Below are 19,071 nucleotides of genomic sequence, written 5' to 3'. Positions count from 1 at the left end.
TGTTCGACGGCGGTTGTGGCCTCTTCCCCACTTCAGATCCGGGCCAAGCCCGGAAAGGGCCGTTAAATGCGGGAGGACCCCAACCTGGTGGTTGGGGTCCTCGACCTGAATGGTGTTCCGGCGGTGACCTACTCTCCCACACCCTCCCGGGTGCAGTACCATCGGCGCTGTGGGTCTTAGCTTCCGGGTTCGGGATGGGACCGGGCGTTTCCCCCACGCTATGACCGCCGTAACCCTTGCTCCGCCACGCACCCGTGTGTTGGGGGTGGGGAAAACTGTGGTTACAACATGTTCGCTGCGGCGTGTGGCCGCAGGTGTGGTGTTGTTATTTGGTTGTGGTTTTGTTCCTCAAGCAACGGGTTTGTTGGTTGGGAACCACATAGTGGACGCAAGCAGTCTTGTTTCTTTGTACCACCCCTGGGTGCAAACCCCTTTTGAAGGTGGGTTTGCGGGGTGGTGTGTGGTGTAAGTTATCGGCCTATTAGTACCGGTCAGCTTCACGAGTCGTTAGTCCTCGCTTCCACATCCGGCCTATCAACCCAGTGGTCTGGCTGGGGGCCTCTCACACGCAAGGTGTATGGAAATCTCATCTCGAAGCGAGCTTCCCGCTTAGATGCTTTCAGCGGTTATCCCATCCGAACGTAGCTAATCAGCGGTGCACTTGGCAGTACAACTGACACACCAGAGGTTCGTCCGTCCCGGTCCTCTCGTACTAAGGACAGCCCTTCTCAAATTTCCTGCGCGCGCAGCGGATAGGGACCGAACTGTCTCACGACGTTCTAAACCCAGCTCGCGTACCGCTTTAATGGGCGAACAGCCCAACCCTTGGGACCTACTCCAGCCCCAGGATGCGACGAGCCGACATCGAGGTGCCAAACCATGCCGTCGATATGGACTCTTGGGCAAGATCAGCCTGTTATCCCCGAGGTACCTTTTATCCGTTGAGCGACGGCCATTCCACAATGTACCGCCGGATCACTAGTCCCGACTTTCGTCCCTGCTCGAGATGTCTCTCTCACAGTCAAGCTCCCTTGTGCACTTACACTCGACACCTGATTGCCAACCAGGCTGAGGGAACCTTTGGGCGCCTCCGTTACTTTTTAGGAGGCAACCGCCCCAGTTAAACTACCCATCAGGCACTGTCCCTGACCCGGATTACGGGCCGAAGTTAGATGTCCAAAGTGACCAGAGTGGTATTTCAACGATGACTCCACCCGAACTGGCGTCCGGGCTTCAACGTCTCCCACCTATCCTACACAAGCCACTCCGAACACCAATACCAAACTATAGTAAAGGTCTCGGGGTCTTTCCGTCCTGCTGCGCGTAACGAGCATCTTTACTCGTACTGCAATTTCGCCGAGTTTATGGTTGAGACAGCGGGGAAGTCGTTACTCCATTCGTGCAGGTCGGAACTTACCCGACAAGGAATTTCGCTACCTTAGGATGGTTATAGTTACCACCGCCGTTTACTGGGGCTTAAATTCTCAGCTTCGCCTTGCGGCTAACCGGTCCTCTTAACCTTCCAGCACCGGGCAGGAGTCAGTCCGTATACATCGTCTTGCGACTTCGCACGGACCTGTGTTTTTAGTAAACAGTCGCTTCCCCCTGGTCTCTGCGGCCCCGATCCCCTCCCACCAGCAAGTGGTGTTCAAGGTTGGGGCCCCCCTTCTCCCGAAGTTACGGGGGCATTTTGCCGAGTTCCTTAACCATAATTCTCTCGATCGCCTTAGTATTCTCTACCTGATCACCTGTGTCGGTTTGGGGTACGGGCGGCTAAAACCTCGCGTCGATGCTTTTCTCGGCAGCATAGGATCACCGAATCCCCCCATACGGGGGTCCCGTCAGATCTCAGGCATCATGAACGGCGGATTTGCCTACCGTTCGCCCTACATCCTTAGACCGGGACAACCATCGCCCGGCTCGGCTACCTTCCTGCGTCACACCTGTTAATACGCTTGCCTCCCAGGATCAGGTCCCGCGCTCCACCAAAACCCTTCCACCACAAGGGCGGTCAGGCAGGTTTCGGGCGGTTAGTATCCCCTGTTCAGCATGGGCGGTTTTTCGCCGGTACGGGAATATCAACCCGTTGTCCATCGACTACGCCTGTCGGCCTCGCCTTAGGTCCCGACTTACCCAGGGCAGATTAGCTTGACCCTGGAACCCTTGATCATCCGGCGGACGGGTTTCTCACCCGTCTTTCGCTACTCATGCCTGCATTCTCACTCGTGTAGGCTCCACCGCTGGTTTCCACCGCGACTTCACTGCCCACACGACGCTCCCCTACCACTCCAGACGCCTGAACCAACCCCACAAGGGAGCGGCTGGGCTATTGTCTGAAATCCACAACTTCGGCGGTGTACTTGAGCCCCGCTACATTGTCGGCGCGGAATCACTTGACCAGTGAGCTATTACGCACTCTTTTAAGGATGGCTGCTTCTAAGCCAACCTCCTGGTTGTCTTCGCAACTCCACATCCTTTCCCACTTAGCACACGCTTAGGGGCCTTAGTTGGTGGTCTGGGCTGTTTCCCTCTCGACTATGAAGCTTATCCCCCACAGTCTCACTGCTGCGCTCTCACTTACCGGCATTCGGAGTTTGGCTGACGTCAGTAACCTTGTAGGGCCCATTAGCCATCCAGTAGCTCTACCTCCGGTAAGAAACACGCAACGCTGCACCTAAATGCATTTCGGGGAGAACCAGCTATCACGAAGTTTGATTGGCCTTTCACCCCTACCCACAGCTCATCCCCTCCATTTTCAACTGAAGTGGGTTCGGTCCTCCACGACGTCTTACCGTCGCTTCAACCTGGCCATGGGTAGATCACTTCGCTTCGGGTCTAGATCACGCCACTGCAACGCCCTATTCAGACTCGCTTTCGCTACGGCTTCCCCACACGGGTTAACCTCGCGACGTAACACTAACTCGCAGGCTCATTCTTCAAAAGGCACGCCGTCACCCCTACACAGCAAGCTGCGGAGGCTCCGACGGATTGTAAGCACACGGTTTCAGGTACTGTTTCACTCCCCTCCCGGGGTACTTTTCACCTTTCCCTCACGGTACTGGTCCGCTATCGGTCATTAGGGAGTATTTAGGCTTATCAGGTGGTCCTGACAGATTCGCACGGGATTTCTCGGGCCCCGTGCTACTTGGGATACTTCACCAGGCGGTGCACAACATTTCGGTTACGGGGCTCACACCCTCTACGGCCGGCCTTTCAAGACCGTTCACCTATGCCAGCACTCTCACCTTCCCAGCCCGGCAGAGCTGGAGTGGGAAGTCCCACAACCCCGACCATGCAACGCCCGCCGGCTATCACACATGGAACGGTTTAGCCTGATCCGCGTTCGCTCGCCACTACTGACGGAATCACTATTGTTTTCTCTTCCTGCGGGTACTGAGATGTTTCACTTCCCCGCGTTCCCTCCACGCACCCTATGTGTTCAGATGCGGGTCACCAGGCAGCTCGCGCCCCTGGCGGGGTTTCCCCATTCGGACACCCTGGGATCACAGTCCGGTTATCGACTCCCCCAGGCTTATCGCAGATTCCTACGTCCTTCTTCGGCTCCTAATGCCAAGGCATCCACCGTGTGCTCTTAAAAACTTGACCACAAAAGATCAAGGAGTAATTTTCGAGAGAACCACAGAAACCACACCATCACCACAGCAACACCCAAAAGGGCACCACCGCAGCAACAGCACAGATCCAGGTTCATATTCTTGGAAATTGCTTCTTATAAAAGATGCTCGCGTCCACTATGTAGTTCTCAAACAACAACCCCGTACCACACACCCCACACACACAACCCCAAGGGGCCGAAACATGCATGCTCGGTGCAGCCAGGAAACCAGAAACACAAGTCCCACACCCCGCACCCCGCGCACCCTCCCCGAAGGGAAGAGAACGCGGCCCGCAGGCCATGGTCCTGTTGTCTCAGGACCCAACAGTGTGCCAAACACTAAACCGCTGATCCCCTCTCCCGCACCGTTCCAGGACCACCGCCGCAAAGGGCGGGTGTCCGTACTGGGTGCCGGCGAAGAACCGGCGGCCGCTATTTGTTGATATTCCACCCGTGAGCACCCGCCGCAGAACAATCGTCTGCGCAACGGGCGTACTCCTGACAACCCCACCACACGGACATAACGCCCGGCGAGGTGGTTGTAGGTGCTCCTTAGAAAGGAGGTGATCCAGCCGCACCTTCCGGTACGGCTACCTTGTTACGACTTAGTCCCAATCGCCAGTCCCACCTTCGACAGCTCCCTCCCACAAGGGGTTAGGCCACCGGCTTCGGGTGTTACCAACTTTCGTGACTTGACGGGCGGTGTGTACAAGGCCCGGGAACGTATTCACCGCAGCGTTGCTGATCTGCGATTACTAGCGACTCCGACTTCATGGGGTCGAGTTGCAGACCCCAATCCGAACTGAGACCGGCTTTTTGGGATTAGCTCCACCTCACAGTATCGCAACCCTTTGTACCGGCCATTGTAGCATGCGTGAAGCCCAAGACATAAGGGGCATGATGATTTGACGTCGTCCCCACCTTCCTCCGAGTTGACCCCGGCAGTCTCCCATGAGTCCCCGCCATTACGCGCTGGCAACATGGAACGAGGGTTGCGCTCGTTGCGGGACTTAACCCAACATCTCACGACACGAGCTGACGACAACCATGCACCACCTGTGAACCGGCCCCAAAGGGGAAGGACTGTTTCCAGCCCGGTCCGGCCCATGTCAAGCCTTGGTAAGGTTCTTCGCGTTGCATCGAATTAATCCGCATGCTCCGCCGCTTGTGCGGGCCCCCGTCAATTCCTTTGAGTTTTAGCCTTGCGGCCGTACTCCCCAGGCGGGGCACTTAATGCGTTAGCTACGGCGCGGAAAACGTGGAATGTCCCCCACACCTAGTGCCCAACGTTTACGGCATGGACTACCAGGGTATCTAATCCTGTTCGCTCCCCATGCTTTCGCTCCTCAGCGTCAGTTAATGCCCAGAGACCTGCCTTCGCCATCGGTGTTCCTCCTGATATCTGCGCATTTCACCGCTACACCAGGAATTCCAGTCTCCCCTACATCACTCTAGTCTGCCCGTACCCACCGCAGATCCGGAGTTGAGCCCCGGACTTTCACGGCAGACGCGACAAACCGCCTACGAGCTCTTTACGCCCAATAATTCCGGATAACGCTTGCGCCCTACGTATTACCGCGGCTGCTGGCACGTAGTTAGCCGGCGCTTCTTCTGCAGGTACCGTCACTTTCGCTTCTTCCCTACTGAAAGAGGTTTACAACCCGAAGGCCGTCATCCCTCACGCGGCGTCGCTGCATCAGGCTTGCGCCCATTGTGCAATATTCCCCACTGCTGCCTCCCGTAGGAGTCTGGGCCGTGTCTCAGTCCCAGTGTGGCCGGTCACCCTCTCAGGCCGGCTACCCGTCGTCGCCTTGGTGAGCCATTACCTCACCAACAAGCTGATAGGCCGCGAGTCCATCCAAAACCACAATAAAGCTTTCCACCCCCCACCATGCGATGAGGAGTCATATCCGGTATTAGACCCAGTTTCCCAGGCTTATCCCAGAGTTAAGGGCAGGTTACTCACGTGTTACTCACCCGTTCGCCACTAATCCCCGGTGCAAGCACCGGATCATCGTTCGACTTGCATGTGTTAAGCACGCCGCCAGCGTTCATCCTGAGCCAGGATCAAACTCTCCGTTGAAGTAAAACAGACACAACATGCGCCCCCGGGAAAACGGGACACACACGCTGCACAAAATTTGAAACCAGCCAAATAACACCAGACCACACCACGGGGTGGCGGGCCCGGCAAATTCAACCAATTCAATACAATAAATTGGTATCAACAAACTTGGCACACTATTGAGTTCTCAAACAACAGACACATTCGAATACTTGCCGAAACAATTCATTTTCATGAATTCTTTATTTCGTTTTTCTTCGCTGCGATGTTTACAGCTTATTTCATTCATTTCCACTTTGCAAATTCGCGATTTTCATCGGAATTTCACTTCGTGGAGCGAATCCGCCCAGCAGAATCGGAGCAATTTTCATTATGTGCGCCTAGCGCATGAAGAATTGCTTCTCTTTTGTGGGGGTTTGTCACCGCTCACCGGCGGCGACTCAGAAAACAATACACGCTCCTCCCCGGCCGTGCAAATCGGCCGGGAAGGAGCGTGCAGGTGCGTTTTCGGTACTGGTCAGTATCCGATACTGGTCAGGACGCGGCGACTTCCACCGTTGCCAGGTTCTTCTTGCCCCGGCGCAGAAGCAGGTAGCGCCCGTGCAGCAACTCGCTGGCCGCGATGACGGCGTCGGGATCGGATACCTTCGCATTGTTGACGTAGGCGCCGCCCTCCCCCACGGTGCGGCGTGCGGCGGATTTGCTCTCAGACAGACCGGAGGCGACCAGCAGCTCGATGATGCCCATGGCGCCGGCGTCGACAGTGGCGGAGGGCAGCTCGGAGGTCGCCGCCTTCAATGTCGCTTCGTCCAGTACGGAAAGATCGCCATTGCCAAACACCGCGGCGGAAGCCGCAATGACCTTCTCCGTGGCGTCCACGCCATGGACGAGCGAGGTCACCTCGTAGGCAAGTTTCCGCTGGCCCTCGCGGGCGAAGGGCCGTTCGGCGATGGCGAGCTCCAGCTCCTCAATCTCGGCGCGGCTCAGGAAGGTGAACACCTTGAGGCGGTCCGCGACGTCGGCGTCCGCCGTGTTGAGCCAGAACTGGTAGAAGGCGTACGGGCTGCACATGGCCGGATCCAGCCAGATCGCGTTGCCCTCGCTCTTGCCGAACTTGGTGCCGTCAGAGTTGGTGATGAGCGGCGTTCCGAGGGCGTGGACGTGCTTGCCCTCGACCTTGCGGATGAGCTCGGTGCCACTGGTGAGGTTGCCCCACTGATCCGAGCCGCCGGTCTGCAGCATGCAGCCGTAGTCGCGGAACAGCTGCAGGTAGTCCATGCCCTGCAGGATCTGGTAGCTGAACTCCGTGTAGCTGATGCCTTCATCGGAGCTGAGGCGGGAGGCAACGGCGTCCTTGCGGAGCATGGTGCCGACACGGTAGTGCTTGCCGATCTCACGCAGGAAGTCGATGGCGCTCAGGGGCGCCGTCCAATCCAGGTTGTTGACCATCCGGGCTGCGTTGTCGCCCTCGAAGCTCAGGAAGCGGCGGACCTGGGCCTGAAGGTAGCCCACCCACTCGGACACTGTGTCCTTGGTGTTCAGGGTGCGTTCCGCCGTCGGACGCGGATCACCGATCAAACCCGTGGAGCCACCCACCAGTCCGAGCGGCTTGTGGCCGGCCAGTTGGATCCGGCGCATGAGCAGCAGCTGGACAAGGTTGCCCAGGTGCAGGCTCGGCGCGGTCGGATCGAAGCCGCAGTAATACGTCACGGGGTCGCCGGCGAGGAGCTTTTCGAGCTCCGCCTCATCCGTGGAGACGTGGACAAGGCCGCGCCATTTCAGCTCCTGCCAGATATTGGCAAAGCTGGGATCGTTCTGCTGGGCATCGAGAATATTTAGCTGGGACACGGAATCTAAGTTAGCAGGATCAACCGGGCCGCAGCGCAGGTGACGCCCGCCGGCCCGGACCTACTCCTCGATGCCTGCCGGGACTCCGGCGGCGGCGATGAGCCGCAGGCGCTGGGTGGGCCGGGTCATGGCCACGTACAGGTCGCCCACCCGGCCGTGCTCGTGGTTGAGCATGTCCGTCGGTTCCAGCACCACGACGCCGTCGAATTCCAGTCCCTTTGCCTCGCGGGGACTGATCACCACGATGTCCTGCGCGTAACTCCCCGCGCCTGTGCCGACACGGTGGCCGTATGCGGCCCGCAGTGCCGCGCTGGCTTCGGGGAGAAGGTCGCCGTCGGCGATGACCGCCAGCAGGCCGCCCTCGATGGCCTCCAGTTCCTCCGGAAGCACCTCAACCAGCTTGTTGACGATCTGGCCCTGGCCGACCTTGTCGATGACCGGGGACCAGCGCCCTTCCCTCACGGCCTTGGGCGCCGAAACCACCAGTCCGGCCGCGGTCGCCATGCGGGCGGCGGCCTCGGCGATCTGAGACGGGGTGCGGTAGTTGACGGTCAGCTCCTCGAGCTGCCAGCGGTCGCCGAACATGGGGCCCAGCGCGCTGTGCCACGAGTTGGCGCCGGCAACGGAACTGGTCTGGGCGATGTCGCCCACGATCGTAAAGGACTTCAGCGGGCAGCGGCGGACCAGCAGCCGCCACTGCATGGGTGAGAGCTCCTGCGCCTCGTCCACCACAATGTGCCCGAAGGCCCAGGAACGGTCCGTGGTGGCACGCTCGGCAGCGGTCAGCCGCGTCTCCCGCTCCTGGTTCTGGTCCACCAGGTCTTCGGCCGTGACAAGGACGTCCACGCCGGCTGTTTCCATGTTGACCAGGGTCTGCTTGGCGTTGGCCAGGTCGCGGGCACGGTCCTGTTCCTGCTGCGCCAGGCCGCGCCCGGCGGCGGCATCAAGCTCGCCGAGCAATTCGGCAGCCTCGTCCAGCAGCGGCACGTCGGACTCGGTCCAGGGCGAATCGGCCGGGCGGAGCAGCAACGCGCGTTCCTCCGGGCTGAGATGCGGGGTGCATGCCTCGAGGATGGCCGGCTTGCTGAGCAGCTCCCCCACGAGCTTCTCCGGAGTCATCGGCATCCAGCACAGGTTCAGGGCGATCCGGACATCCCGGGCCGAGCGGACGTCCTCGGCCAGGTAGGAGCGGTCGGCGTTGTTGCCGATGTTGCCTGCCTCCACCAGCTCCGTCATCTGCTCGGTCAATTCGCGGAGCAGGATCTTGACGAAGGAGACACGGGCCTCGTTGTGCGGTTTGCCGGTGGCGCGCGCCCTTTCCTTGGCGCGGCGTACCTGCCTGGGCGTGAGGACCAGCTTGCGGCCGTCAACCTCCAGGGTCCGGTTTCCGGCCGGAATGCGCTGCCGGTTGGCCACGGCGTTGGCGACCACCTCGGCCATGTCGAGCCGGCCCTTGATGGCGGCGACGGCGGAGTCCGGCTCGGCGACGGCGGTGATGCCGGGCATGAGCCGGCCCAGGCTCGCCATGACGACGCCGGTCTCGCCGAGCGAGGGCAGCACGCGTTCGATGTACTTCATGAAGGACGACGTCGGTCCCACCAGCAGGACGCCGGCGCTCTTGAGCCTGTCCCGGTGCGTGTAGAGCAGGTACGCGGCGCGGTGGAGGGCGACGGCGGTCTTGCCCGTGCCCGGCCCACCCTGGACCACGAGGGCGCCGGAGATGGAGGAACGGATGATCCGGTCCTGCTCGGACTGGATGGTGCCGACGATGTCTGACATCCGGCCCGTCCGCTTGGAGTTCAGGGCCGCCAGCAGTGCGCCCTCGCCCTGGAGCGAAGCGTTGTCGGCGAGCATGTCGGCGTCGAGGACGTCGTCCTCGATTGCCTTGACCTCGCGGCCCTGCAGGATCAGGTGACGGCGGCGGCGGACGCCCTGCCGGTCGAACGCCGTGGCCTGGTAGAAATGCCCGGCCTCGGGCGCACGCCAGTCCACCATGAGCCGCTGCAGGTCCTCGGTGGTCAGGCCGATGCGGCCGATGTACTGGGCCTCCCCGGAATCCAGGTCCAGGCGGCCGAACACGAGCCGGTCATCGACGGCGTCGAGCTGGGCGAGGCGGTCCTCGTAGAGGGCGGCGAAGGCATCGCGTTCGGAAACGTTCTGCATGGTGCCCACGGCACCGGCCCGGCGCACCTGGGCCAGCTGGGTGCGCTTCTCCGCCCGCAACTCATCGAGCCGGGCGTAAAGTCCGGCCACATAGTCGCGTTCATGGGCCAAATCAGCGTCGTGCATCGAACGTTCCCCTATCGAAAAAGACAGACCCACCATTCTACAGCCATTTCGGCGGCACGGCTGTTGCATGTCGCCGAACAGTGCCAAGGCAGTCTTCGTCAGGGAATTCTACCGACACGTCCCGGATGGTCCAGCCCGGCAGTACAGCTAGACCCGCAGCAGGGACCGGACGTTGTGGCCGGTCAGGGCCGTGCGGCCGCCAAGTTCGTCGAGTTCCATGACCACGCCGATGCCGGCCACGTGGATCCCGCACCGCTCGAACAGCCGCGCCGCGGCGCCGAGCGTTCCGCCCGTGGCGAGCACGTCGTCGAGGATCAGCACCCGGCTGCCCGGCGCCAGGTCCGTGGTGTGCAGCTCAAGGGTGGCGGTGCCGTACTCCAGGGCGTAGTCCTCGGAGAACACCTCGCGCGGCAGCTTGCCGGCCTTGCGGACCGTGATGACTCCGGTCCCGGTGGCGTAGGCGGCGGCCGCCGCGAGCAGGAAGCCGCGGGCTTCCACTCCGGCGACGGCGTCGAACTGGCCCTGGAAGGGTCCCACCAGGGCACCGACCACGGCCCCGAAGGCGGCGCCGTCGGCGAACACCGGGGTCAGGTCCTTGAAGCTGACTCCGGGTTTGGGATAGTCCGGGATGGTGGCGCACAGGCTCTTGATCAGCTCATCCACCGGCATTGCAGTCGTCGTCTGGTTCGGCTCGCTTTGATTCACCCATCCACCTTACTGGCTGGTAGCGGGAACGCTGCCGGGCCGCGGCCTCCCAGGCCGCAGCCTCCCGCGCCGGCCGATTCGTGGCAACCCACCGGCCATCCAATGTTCACGCTGTCGGTGCCGGACTCACCGCTCCCGTCCACCCCGCCGGTGATTGAATGCTCGAATGCGACACGAAATCGTCCTCTCCGGCCATGGGGTTCGCCTGGTTCCGCTGGCCCCGCACCATGCGGCAGGCCTCTTTGATTTTGTGGACGCCGGCATGTGGGCAGGTATGGCGGCACCCATGCCGGGGACGGCCCGCGAGCTGGCGGCGCTGTTCCGGTCACGGCTGGAGGATCCTGCCACCATCCCGTTCGCCGTGGCGGACGGGCGCACCGGCGCCCTGCTGGGCACGACGTCCCTCCGCGACTACGTTCCGGACCAGCAACGCCTGGAAATCGGCGGAACATTCTACGGGCGGCAGTTCTGGGGCAGCCACGTCAATCCGGCGAGCAAGCACATGCTCCTCGCCTACGCCTATGAGGTACTGGAAGTGGACCGGGTGGCTTTCCGCTGCGATGCCCGAAACACCCGGAGCGCGACGGCGATCGAACGGCTTGGCGCCCAATTCGAGGGGGTCCTCCGCGGCCACCGCGCGTCGCCAGGCGGGGGACGCGCGGACACAGCCGTCTTCTCGATCCTCGCGCAGGAGTGGCCGCAAGTACGCGAAGACTTGCGGCGCCGCCTCGCCCCCTTCGCCGTCGGCGCCGACTTCTCGCTGGGCAGCTTCGCCGCCACCTGAAACCCCTAGTCCCGTGCCGTTGGAGGCACAGCTTCTGGAGGCCCAGCTTCTGGAGGCCCAGCCTCCGGAGGCACGGAGTCCAGTTCCGGCGGGCGCAGGAGTTCGTTCGCGAGCCCGTAGGAGACGATGTCCAGCGCTTTTCGGAGCGCGCGCTCGGCGTCGAACCGCCCGGCCGCCACGCGGCTCAGCCGGGCGTAGTCCCCGGCCCATCCGGACCGGCGGAACCTGTCGGCGTCACCGTGAAGGAGCCGTCCGTAGAGGACGTCCTCGAACAAGTCATGGTCCGCCAGGGCGATTTCGGCCATCAGCGCCTCGCGGTCCCGGATCATCCCGTTGGTGAACATCTCGGCCGCTTCCGCTGCGCCCTCGGCTAGCCGGGAGTCCCCCGAGTAGTTGCACAGGCGCAGCGCCCGCACCACGAGTTTGAGCGAAACGTGTTCTTCGGGAACGATGAATTTGCGCAGCAGGGCCGCGCGGAAGAGCTCGACCCAGTGCCGGCGCTCTGCCTCGACGGAGTCCGCCGCGACCGGCCCGGCGTCAGGGGTAAACAGTTCCACCATGCGAAAGTATTCGGTGGCCAGCTCCGCGAAGATCTGGAGCCGCTCCAGCTCACTGCCCGGTTTTCCGCGCTTCCCCTCGCCCATAATGCTCCATCATCCCCCACCGCACGTGCCGGCATCAGGGCACTGGGACGGAGGTGCGTGCAGTGCCAGCAACCTCACGCGCCGCGGGCGCTTGGCGCCTTTGCCGGCTTTGCCGCCTTGTAGCGGGAGACGGTCGGGTCGCCGCTGAGCCAGAACCGCCAGGGGTACTCGTGGCTGCCGCCGGCGCCGGAGACGCCGACGCGCGGACCGGAGCTGATGACCGCAGCGACCCCCTCCGGCGGGTGCGCGACCGGTTCCAGCCGGAACGGCGGCGCGAGGGCATCCCGCCCACTGTCCGCCGTCGTCAACCCCAGCGCGGTGGCCAGCCGGGCAGGCCCGCTCGCGAGGTCGACATCCGATTTCGACGTCGGCCGCCTGGCCCTCGCCAGCTCATGTCCCGCGACCACTTCGCCGGCCCGCAGCAGGAGCGCCGACGCCACGCCCTCGGGCCCGCAGACGATATTGGCGCAATGGTGCATCCCATACGTGAAATACACGTAGAGGTGGCCGGCCGGGCCGAACATCGGGGCGTTGCGGGCCGTTTGGCCGCGGAAGGTGTGGGACCCGGGGTCAGGATGGTGCGAATCGTGCGGGCCCAGGTAGGCCTCCACCTCGGTAATCCGAACCGAGACGGATCCGCCGGGACCGTCGTGCGTCAACACCGCGCCGAGGATCAGTGGCGCCACGTGCCGGGCATCGGCCGAGAGCAGCTCGCGGACGGACACGGCCGCGCCGGACTCCGTGCCGGACTCGGCAGGAAGCGGGCTGGAATTCATGCTCAGACTTTAACAAACACCGCCGAAGGACCGTACGGCCGTGTCCGAATTCCGCTAGCAGCTGTTCCGCGAAGCTGGCAGGATGGGGTGATGGACTTCTGGCAGCGCTACCGGGCAATCGATGCCCGGGACACCCGATTCGACGGGCAGTTCTACACCGCTGTCCGGACCACCGGCATCTATTGCCGGCCGTCGTGCCCGGCGCGGACGCCCAAGGCGGACAATGTCACCTTCTATGAAACGTCCGCCGCGGCACACGACGCCGGCTACCGTGCGTGCAAACGCTGCCTGCCCGAGGCCGTGCCGGGCACGCCGGCCTGGAACGTGCGCTCCGATATCGCCGGCCGGGCCATGCGGCTCATCAATGACGGCGTGATCAACCGCGACGGCGTCGAGGGGCTCGCGGCCCGGCTCGGATACTCCTCACGCCAGCTCAACCGGATCCTCAGCCACGAACTCGGCGCCGGCCCGCTGTCCCTGGCGCGGGCCAGCCGCGCCCAGACCGCCCGCACCCTGCTGGTCTCCACCGCCATGAAAGTCTCGGACATCGCCTTCGCCGCTGGATTCAGCAGCGTGCGCCAGTTCAACGAGACCATCGGCGAGGTCTTTGCGATGACACCTTCCGCGCTCCGGGCCACAGCCAGGCATCACCGCTCCCCCGCGGCGACCACAGCGCTCACGCTCAACCTTCCGTACCGCGAACCGTTCGACCCGGGCGTCTTCGATTTCTTGGCCGTCCGAGCCATCCCCGGGATCGAGGAAGGTACCTCCACTTCCTACGCCCGGACCCTGCGGCTGACCCACGGCGATGCCCGCTTTCGGGTGGATTACGACGCCGACGCGGCCGGGCGTCCGCTCGTGCTGACCATTGGCGCCGTCGACCTCCGGGATCTGGCCGCCCTGCTGAGCAGGGTCCGCCGGCTGCTGGACCTGGACGCCGATCCGGTCGCCATCGATGCCGCCCTCGCGGCCGACCGCCGGCTGGCCGCCGCGGTGGCGCGCACGCCGGGCATGCGGATGCCCGGCGCCGTTGATCCGCAGGAACTGCTGATCCGGGCGATGATTGGCCAACAGATCACTGTGGCTGCCGCGCGGACCGCCCTGGTCCAGCTTTCCGCGGCCGGGAGCGCGAGCCTGGTGCAAGACGACGGCCTCCACCGGCTGTTCCCGACGGCCGCCGAGATTGCCGGGACCGGCTTCGAACTGCTCCGCGGCCCTCAGCGGCGGATCGATGCTGTCCGCGGCGCTGCGGCGGCGATGGCCTCGGGCGACCTCGACTTCGGCTATGGCGACGACGTGCAGGGGCTGGAGGCCAAACTCCTGCCCCTGGCCGGCGTCGGACCGTGGACCGTGGGATACGTCGCGATGCGGGTCATCGGCGCGCCGGATGTGTTCCTGGCCAACGACGCCGCGGTCCGTAACGGCATCCGCTCACTGGCCCATTCTCCCGACGGCGCCACCCTGACCCCCGATTTCGGTGAGGTCAGCCCCTGGCGCTCCTACGCCACCATGCACCTGTGGCGCGCAGCAGCGGCTGCCCAGGCCGCGGCGCGCAAGCCGTCCCTGCCGCCGAGGCAGGCTCCAACGCAGAACCACAAGCAGACTCCGAAGAAAGCGAAACCATGAAAGCCCAGCTGTTGACCATGTCCACCCCGGACGGTCCGTTCACCATTATTGCCAGGGACGGGGCTGTCCTGTCGTCGGGCTGGACCGCCGTTCCCGGCGAGTTGACCGGGCAGATCCACGCTGACCTGCTTCCGGCCGAATTCGAGACGGTCACCGGGCTCGGCGACATCTCCGAGGCCGTGGAGGCTTTCTACGCCGGCGATCCGGAGCCGGCCATGGGAGTGCCGGTGTTGCAGAAGTCCGGTCCGTTCCGCAGCCATGCCTGGGACGTGCTGCGCACGGTCGCGCCGGGGCGCCCAGTGACCTACACGGAGTATGCGGAGCTGTCCGGCAACGCCAAGGCCGTGCGGGCCGCGGCCAGTGCCTGTGCCTTCAACGCGGCGGCCCTGTTTGTTCCCTGTCACCGCGTGATCCGCACCGACGGGACGCTGGGCGGCTTCCGCTGGGGACTGGCCGTCAAGGGCAGCCTGTTGGACCGGGAACGCGAAGTAGCCCTCGCGACGGCACGGCCCTAGGCCTTAGTCCACAGGCCTGCCGGACCCCGCGGGCTCAGTTGTTGACGGGCACGCCGTGTGCGATGTTAAGCCTGCCGGGCCGGGCGAGCTCAGTTGTTGACCGGCACACCGGCAGGCCAGGGCAGCAGCTCCGGCAGGTCGACGCCGTCGGCCGCGGCGGTGGCGCGCAGGCTGCCGAGGGTGGGCGTGCGGCCGGCGAGCCACGCGGCGATGTCCGTGAGCATGCCGTTGATCACGGTTGATTTTCCGCCGCTCCCGATGGCCACCGCGGGCAGGCCGAGTGGCTGCAGCACGAAGCGCTGGCCCTCGGGTACCCGGGCGGAGAGGAACTCGAAAAGGTGCCCGCAGAAGGGGCGGCTCCAGGTTTCCGGTCCGTGGCCGGTGCCGAGGTCGGCGGCATGGATGACGAGTTCACGCCACAGTGCCAGGCCGCCGTCGAACACGACTCCCCCGCGGTAGGTGATGGGCTCACGCCAGCCCGCCGCGTCGAGGGAGTCGAAGGCGCGCAGGGCCCGATCCAGCGCTGCGTCGAGGTCGGCCCGGTGCTGAGCGAGGCTGTGGCCGGCCGCCATCTCGATGGCGCGGTTCCGCCCCTCGAAGCCGCCGTCATAGAGTTCGACGCCCTCGCCGCGGGGCGGCATATTCGAGCTGCCGGCCCATCGCGTTGGCGATCCCGCAGATGTGGGCCAGCACGTGCCCGCGGCTCCAGCCGGGCAGTTCCGACGGCGCTTTGATGTCCTGTTCCGTCAGTTTCGCGGCGATTCCGGCCACGACGCCGGCGGCGCGGTGCAGTTCTGCCCGAAGGTTCTCTGGTGTGATTGAGGTCATGGCGCCCATCCTAAACCGAGCCACCCGATTAAGTTGGATTAACTGAGCGTTGCCCGGTCAGCGGGGCGCGTAGCGGTGCCGGATGTGCCGGCGGTCGTGGCGGGCCTGCCAGAATTCGATTTCGCGGGGCCGGATGGCGTAGAGCTGCCAGAGCGGATTGTCACCGCCGTCGGCGCCGGGTCGGGCGCGCCAGTCGGCGGCCGAGGCTTCCGCGGACAGCTCCACGACGTCCCCGGCCACCCGCACCTGGCGGCCCTGCTGCTGCCAGAAGAAGTTCAGCGCCGCGTGCGGGTTGGCCGTGAGCTCCTTGCCCTTGCGGGATTCCCGGGCGGTTGCGAAGTGCCAGCCGTCGGCGTCGATGTCCTTCAGGATCAGCATCCGCGACGACGGCCGGCCGTGCTCATCGGCGGTGGCAAGGCTGCACGCGTGGGGCTGCGGCACCCCGGCCGCCAGGGCCTCGTCCAGCCAGAGCCGGAACAGCTCCGCGGGGTCCGCGGGCGCTGAGTCCGGGTCGAAGTCCGGGAGAACTTCCGGGAAGTCAGGCAGGGCGCGCAGCAGTTGGCGGAACGATTCGCTCATGCGCCCAGCTTAGACGCCAGCGAGTTGTCACTTCACGGCAGTGTTCGCGAAAAAACACTGCCGCGAAGTGCCAACTCGCGTCGGGCGCGGGCGCGCCGTCGTGGGGAGGGTTGCTACCCTGCGTACTCGCGCACGCCGGCGAGCTCGCCCTCGAGGGCAAGCAGCTGGCGTTCGACGGCGGCCGGTGCGGTGCCGCCCTGCGAGTTCCGGCTGTTGAGCGAACCTTCGGTGGACAGGACCGTGCGGACCTCCGGCGTCAGGTGCCCCGAGATGGCGGCGTATTCCTCGTCCGTGAGGTCCCAGAGCTCGACGCCGCGGCTTTCGGCCTGCTTGACCGCGGCGCCGGAGAGCTCGTGCGCCTCGCGGAACGGCACGCCCTGGCGGACCAGCCATTCGGCGATGTCCGTCGCCAGCGCGAAACCCTGAGGTGCCAGCGCTTCCATCCGTTCGGTGTTGAACGTCAGCGTCGCGATCATGCCGGAGACTGCCGGGAGCAGGACCTCCAGGGTGTCGGCGGCGTCGAAGACCGGTTCCTTGTCCTCCTGCAGGTCGCGGTTGTACGCGAGCGGCAGGCCCTTCAGGGTGGCCAGCAGCCCGGTCAGGTTGCCGATCAGCCGGCCGGCCTTGCCGCGGGCGAGTTCCGCCACGTCCGGGTTCTTCTTCTGCGGCATGATCGAGGAGCCGGTGGAGTAGGAATCGTGCAGGGTGACGAAGGAGAACTCCTTCGTGGCCCACAGGATCACTTCCTCCGAGACCCGGGACAGGTCCACGCCGATCATGGCCGTGATCCAGGCGAACTCGGCGAAGACATCGCGGGAGGCGGTGCCGTCGATCGAGTTGTGCGTCGCCGAGAAGAAGCCCAGGTCCGCGGCGACGGCCTCGGGGTCCAGTCCGAGCGAGGAGCCGGCAAGGGCACCCGAGCCGTAGGGCGAAACCCCGGCGCGCTTGTCCCAGTCGGCGAGCCGCTGCACATCGCGCAGCAGCGCCCAGGCGTGGGCCAGCAGGTGGTGGCTGAGCAGGACCGGCTGGGCGTGCTGCAGGTGGGTGCGGCCGGGCATGGCCACCCCCCGGTGCGCCTTGGCCTGGTCCACGAGCGCGTCGATCGTGGCGAGCACGCCGCGGGCGATGATCCGGGCGTGGTCGCGCAGGAACATGCGACCCAGGGTGGCCACCTGGTCGTTGCGGGACCGGCCGGCACGGAGCTTGCCCCCGAGCTGGGCGCCGGCGCGCTCGATCAGGCCGCGCTCGAGCGAACCGTGCACGTCCTCATCGGACTCGGCCGGCAGGTAGGCGCCGGAAGCGACGTCCTCATCCAGCTGCGTCAGGGCGGCCAGCATGCCCTCGAGCTCGGCGTCGTCCAGCAGCCCGGCCTTGTGCAGCACGCGGGCGTGCGCCTTGGACCCGGCGATGTCGTAGCGGGCCAGCCGCCAGTCGAAGTGCGTGGACTTGCTCAGCGCGGCGAGGGCGTCCGCGGGGCCGCCGGCGAACCGGCCGCCCCACAGCGCTCCCGTATTTGTCGCGGAGCGCGCCCCGGACTCGGTGGTTTCCGACTCAGCCATGCGGGCTACTTTCCTGCGACGCGGATGTCGCGGCCGGAGGCAACCTTGGCGGACATGCCCCACAGCTCGATGAAGCCGCGGGCCATCGACTGGTCGAAGGTGTCGCCGGTGTCGTACGTGGCGAGGTCGAAGTCGTAGAGCGAGGTCTCGGAGCGGCGTCCGTTGACGATCGCCTGGCCGCCGTGCAGCACCATGCGGATGTCGCCGGAGACGTACTTCTGGGTGTCCTCGATGAAGGCGTCGAGAGAGCGCTTGAGCGGCGAGAACCACTGGCCGTCGTAGACCAGCTCGGCCCAGCGCTGGCCGACGGTCGCCTTGAAGCGGGCCTGCTCGCGCTCGATTGTGATGTCTTCGAGGTGCTTGTGCGCGGTGATGAGCGCCATGGCGCCCGGTGCCTCGTAGATCTCGCGGGACTTGATGCCGACGAGGCGGTCCTCGACGACGTCGATCCGGCCCACGCCCTGGGCGCCGGCGCGACGGTTGAGTTCCTTGATGGCCTGCAGCGGGGTGACCTTGACGCCGTCGATCGCGACCGGCACGCCAGCTTCGAAGGAGATGGTGACCTCATCCGGCGCCGGCGGGAATTCCGGGGTGGCGGTGTAGTCGTAGATGTCCTTGGTGGGGGCGTTCCAGATGTCCTCGAGGTAGCCGGTTTCGACGGCGCGGCCCCAGACGTTCTGGTCGATCGAGTACGGGTTCTTCTTGGTGGTCTCGATGGGCAGTCCCTTTTCCTCGGCGAAGGCGATGGCCTTGTCGCGGGTCAGGGCGAGGTCGCGGACCGGGGCGATGCACTTCAGGTCCGGGCCGAGGGTCTGGATGCCGACTTCGAAGCGGACCTGGTCGTTGCCCTTGCCGGTGCAGCCGTGGGCGACGGTGGTGGCGCCGAATTCGCGGGCGGCCTTGACCAGGTGCTTGACGATCACCGGGCGGGAGATGGCCGAGACCAGCGGGTAGTGGCCCTGGTAGAGGGCGTTGGCCTTCAGCGTGGGCATGCAGTACTCGTTGGCGAACTCGTCGGACGCGTCGGCGACGTAGGCCTCGACGGCTCCGCAGCCCAGCGCGCGCTGGCGGATGGTCTCCAGCGATTCGCCGCCCTGTCCGACGTCGACCGCCACGGCGATGACCTCGGCGCCGGTGGCTTCACCGATCCAGCCGATGGCTACGGAAGTATCCAGGCCACCGGAGTAGGCCAGAACAATACGCTCAGTCACGGAAATGCTCCTTAGTTGTTTGGTGA

11 protein-coding genes, 3 rRNA genes and 1 pseudogene are annotated in these 19,071 nt (G+C 64.7%); 3 read left to right on the top strand and 12 right to left on the bottom strand.

Annotated elements, in window-relative coordinates:
- Positions 1 to 115: 115 nt before the first annotated feature.
- From rrf to ABH915_RS08285, 6 genes are all read right to left on the bottom strand, one after another.
- Positions 116 to 232 (bottom strand): 5S ribosomal RNA (gene rrf / locus ABH915_RS08310).
- Between the two features lie 228 nt (positions 233 to 460).
- Positions 461 to 3,606, bottom strand: a 23S ribosomal RNA gene (locus ABH915_RS08305).
- Between the two features lie 566 nt (positions 3,607 to 4,172).
- Positions 4,173 to 5,699 (bottom strand): 16S ribosomal RNA (locus ABH915_RS08300).
- The 16S, 23S and 5S rRNA genes sit together here, the layout of an rRNA operon.
- Positions 5,700 to 6,215: 516 nt before the next feature.
- Positions 6,216 to 7,529, bottom strand: a complete 1,314-nt coding sequence (gene tyrS / locus ABH915_RS08295) for a tyrosine--tRNA ligase (protein WP_370119823.1) — start codon at positions 7,527 to 7,529, stop codon at positions 6,216 to 6,218.
- A 60-nt stretch (positions 7,530 to 7,589) separates the two neighbouring features.
- Entirely contained in the window at positions 7,590 to 9,818 is a 2,229-nt protein-coding gene (locus ABH915_RS08290) for an AAA family ATPase (RefSeq protein WP_370119820.1), read from the bottom strand.
- 147 nt (positions 9,819 to 9,965) lie between these two features.
- Positions 9,966 to 10,487, bottom strand: a complete 522-nt coding sequence (locus ABH915_RS08285) for an adenine phosphoribosyltransferase (RefSeq protein ID WP_370124969.1) — start codon at positions 10,485 to 10,487, stop codon at positions 9,966 to 9,968.
- Positions 10,488 to 10,689: 202 nt separating this feature from the next.
- Here ABH915_RS08285 and ABH915_RS08280 point away from each other — a divergent pair, with 202 nt between their 5' ends.
- Positions 10,690 to 11,307 (top strand): GNAT family N-acetyltransferase, encoded by a 618-nt coding sequence (locus ABH915_RS08280; RefSeq protein WP_370119817.1) that lies wholly within the window; start codon positions 10,690 to 10,692, stop codon positions 11,305 to 11,307.
- Positions 11,308 to 11,312: 5 nt separating this feature from the next.
- Here the strand turns inward: ABH915_RS08280 and ABH915_RS08275 are convergent, their stop codons facing one another.
- Together ABH915_RS08275 and ABH915_RS08270 are read right to left on the bottom strand one after the other, a co-directional pair.
- On the bottom strand, positions 11,313 to 11,951 hold the full coding sequence (locus ABH915_RS08275; RefSeq protein WP_370119814.1) for a hypothetical protein: 639 nt from the start codon (positions 11,949 to 11,951) through the stop codon (positions 11,313 to 11,315).
- Positions 11,952 to 12,025: 74 nt separating this feature from the next.
- Positions 12,026 to 12,727, bottom strand: a complete 702-nt coding sequence (locus ABH915_RS08270; RefSeq protein ID WP_370119811.1) for a DNA-3-methyladenine glycosylase — start codon at positions 12,725 to 12,727, stop codon at positions 12,026 to 12,028.
- A 90-nt stretch (positions 12,728 to 12,817) separates the two neighbouring features.
- Here ABH915_RS08270 and ABH915_RS08265 point away from each other — a divergent pair, with 90 nt between their 5' ends.
- Positions 12,818 to 14,353: a DNA-3-methyladenine glycosylase 2 family protein gene (locus ABH915_RS08265; RefSeq protein ID WP_370119809.1), complete on the top strand. Its 1,536-nt coding sequence runs from the start codon at positions 12,818 to 12,820 to the stop codon at positions 14,351 to 14,353.
- Positions 14,350 to 14,868 (top strand): methylated-DNA--[protein]-cysteine S-methyltransferase, encoded by a 519-nt coding sequence (locus tag ABH915_RS08260; RefSeq protein WP_370119807.1) that lies wholly within the window; start codon positions 14,350 to 14,352, stop codon positions 14,866 to 14,868. Before ABH915_RS08265 ends, ABH915_RS08260 begins: the two co-directional genes overlap by 4 nt.
- Positions 14,869 to 14,957: 89 nt before the next feature.
- Here ABH915_RS08260 and ABH915_RS08255 read toward each other — a convergent pair.
- The 4 genes and pseudogenes from ABH915_RS08255 to ABH915_RS08240 form a co-directional block, all read right to left on the bottom strand.
- A pseudogene (locus tag ABH915_RS08255) lies at positions 14,958 to 15,696 on the bottom strand (maleylpyruvate isomerase family mycothiol-dependent enzyme).
- Between the two features lie 57 nt (positions 15,697 to 15,753).
- Positions 15,754 to 16,275, bottom strand: a complete 522-nt coding sequence (locus ABH915_RS08250) for a pyridoxal 5'-phosphate synthase (protein ID WP_370119805.1) — start codon at positions 16,273 to 16,275, stop codon at positions 15,754 to 15,756.
- 113 nt (positions 16,276 to 16,388) lie between these two features.
- Positions 16,389 to 17,834: an argininosuccinate lyase gene (gene argH / locus ABH915_RS08245; protein ID WP_370119802.1), complete on the bottom strand. Its 1,446-nt coding sequence runs from the start codon at positions 17,832 to 17,834 to the stop codon at positions 16,389 to 16,391.
- Between the two features lie 5 nt (positions 17,835 to 17,839).
- On the bottom strand, positions 17,840 to 19,045 hold the full coding sequence (locus ABH915_RS08240; RefSeq protein ID WP_018774412.1) for an argininosuccinate synthase: 1,206 nt from the start codon (positions 19,043 to 19,045) through the stop codon (positions 17,840 to 17,842).
- Positions 19,046 to 19,071 lie beyond the last annotated feature (26 nt).

It is taken from the genome of Arthrobacter sp. MW3 TE3886, from assembly GCF_041262145.1.
Classification (GTDB): domain Bacteria; phylum Actinomycetota; class Actinomycetes; order Actinomycetales; family Micrococcaceae; genus Arthrobacter.
This window is presented reverse-complemented; position numbering and strand designations above follow the sequence as displayed.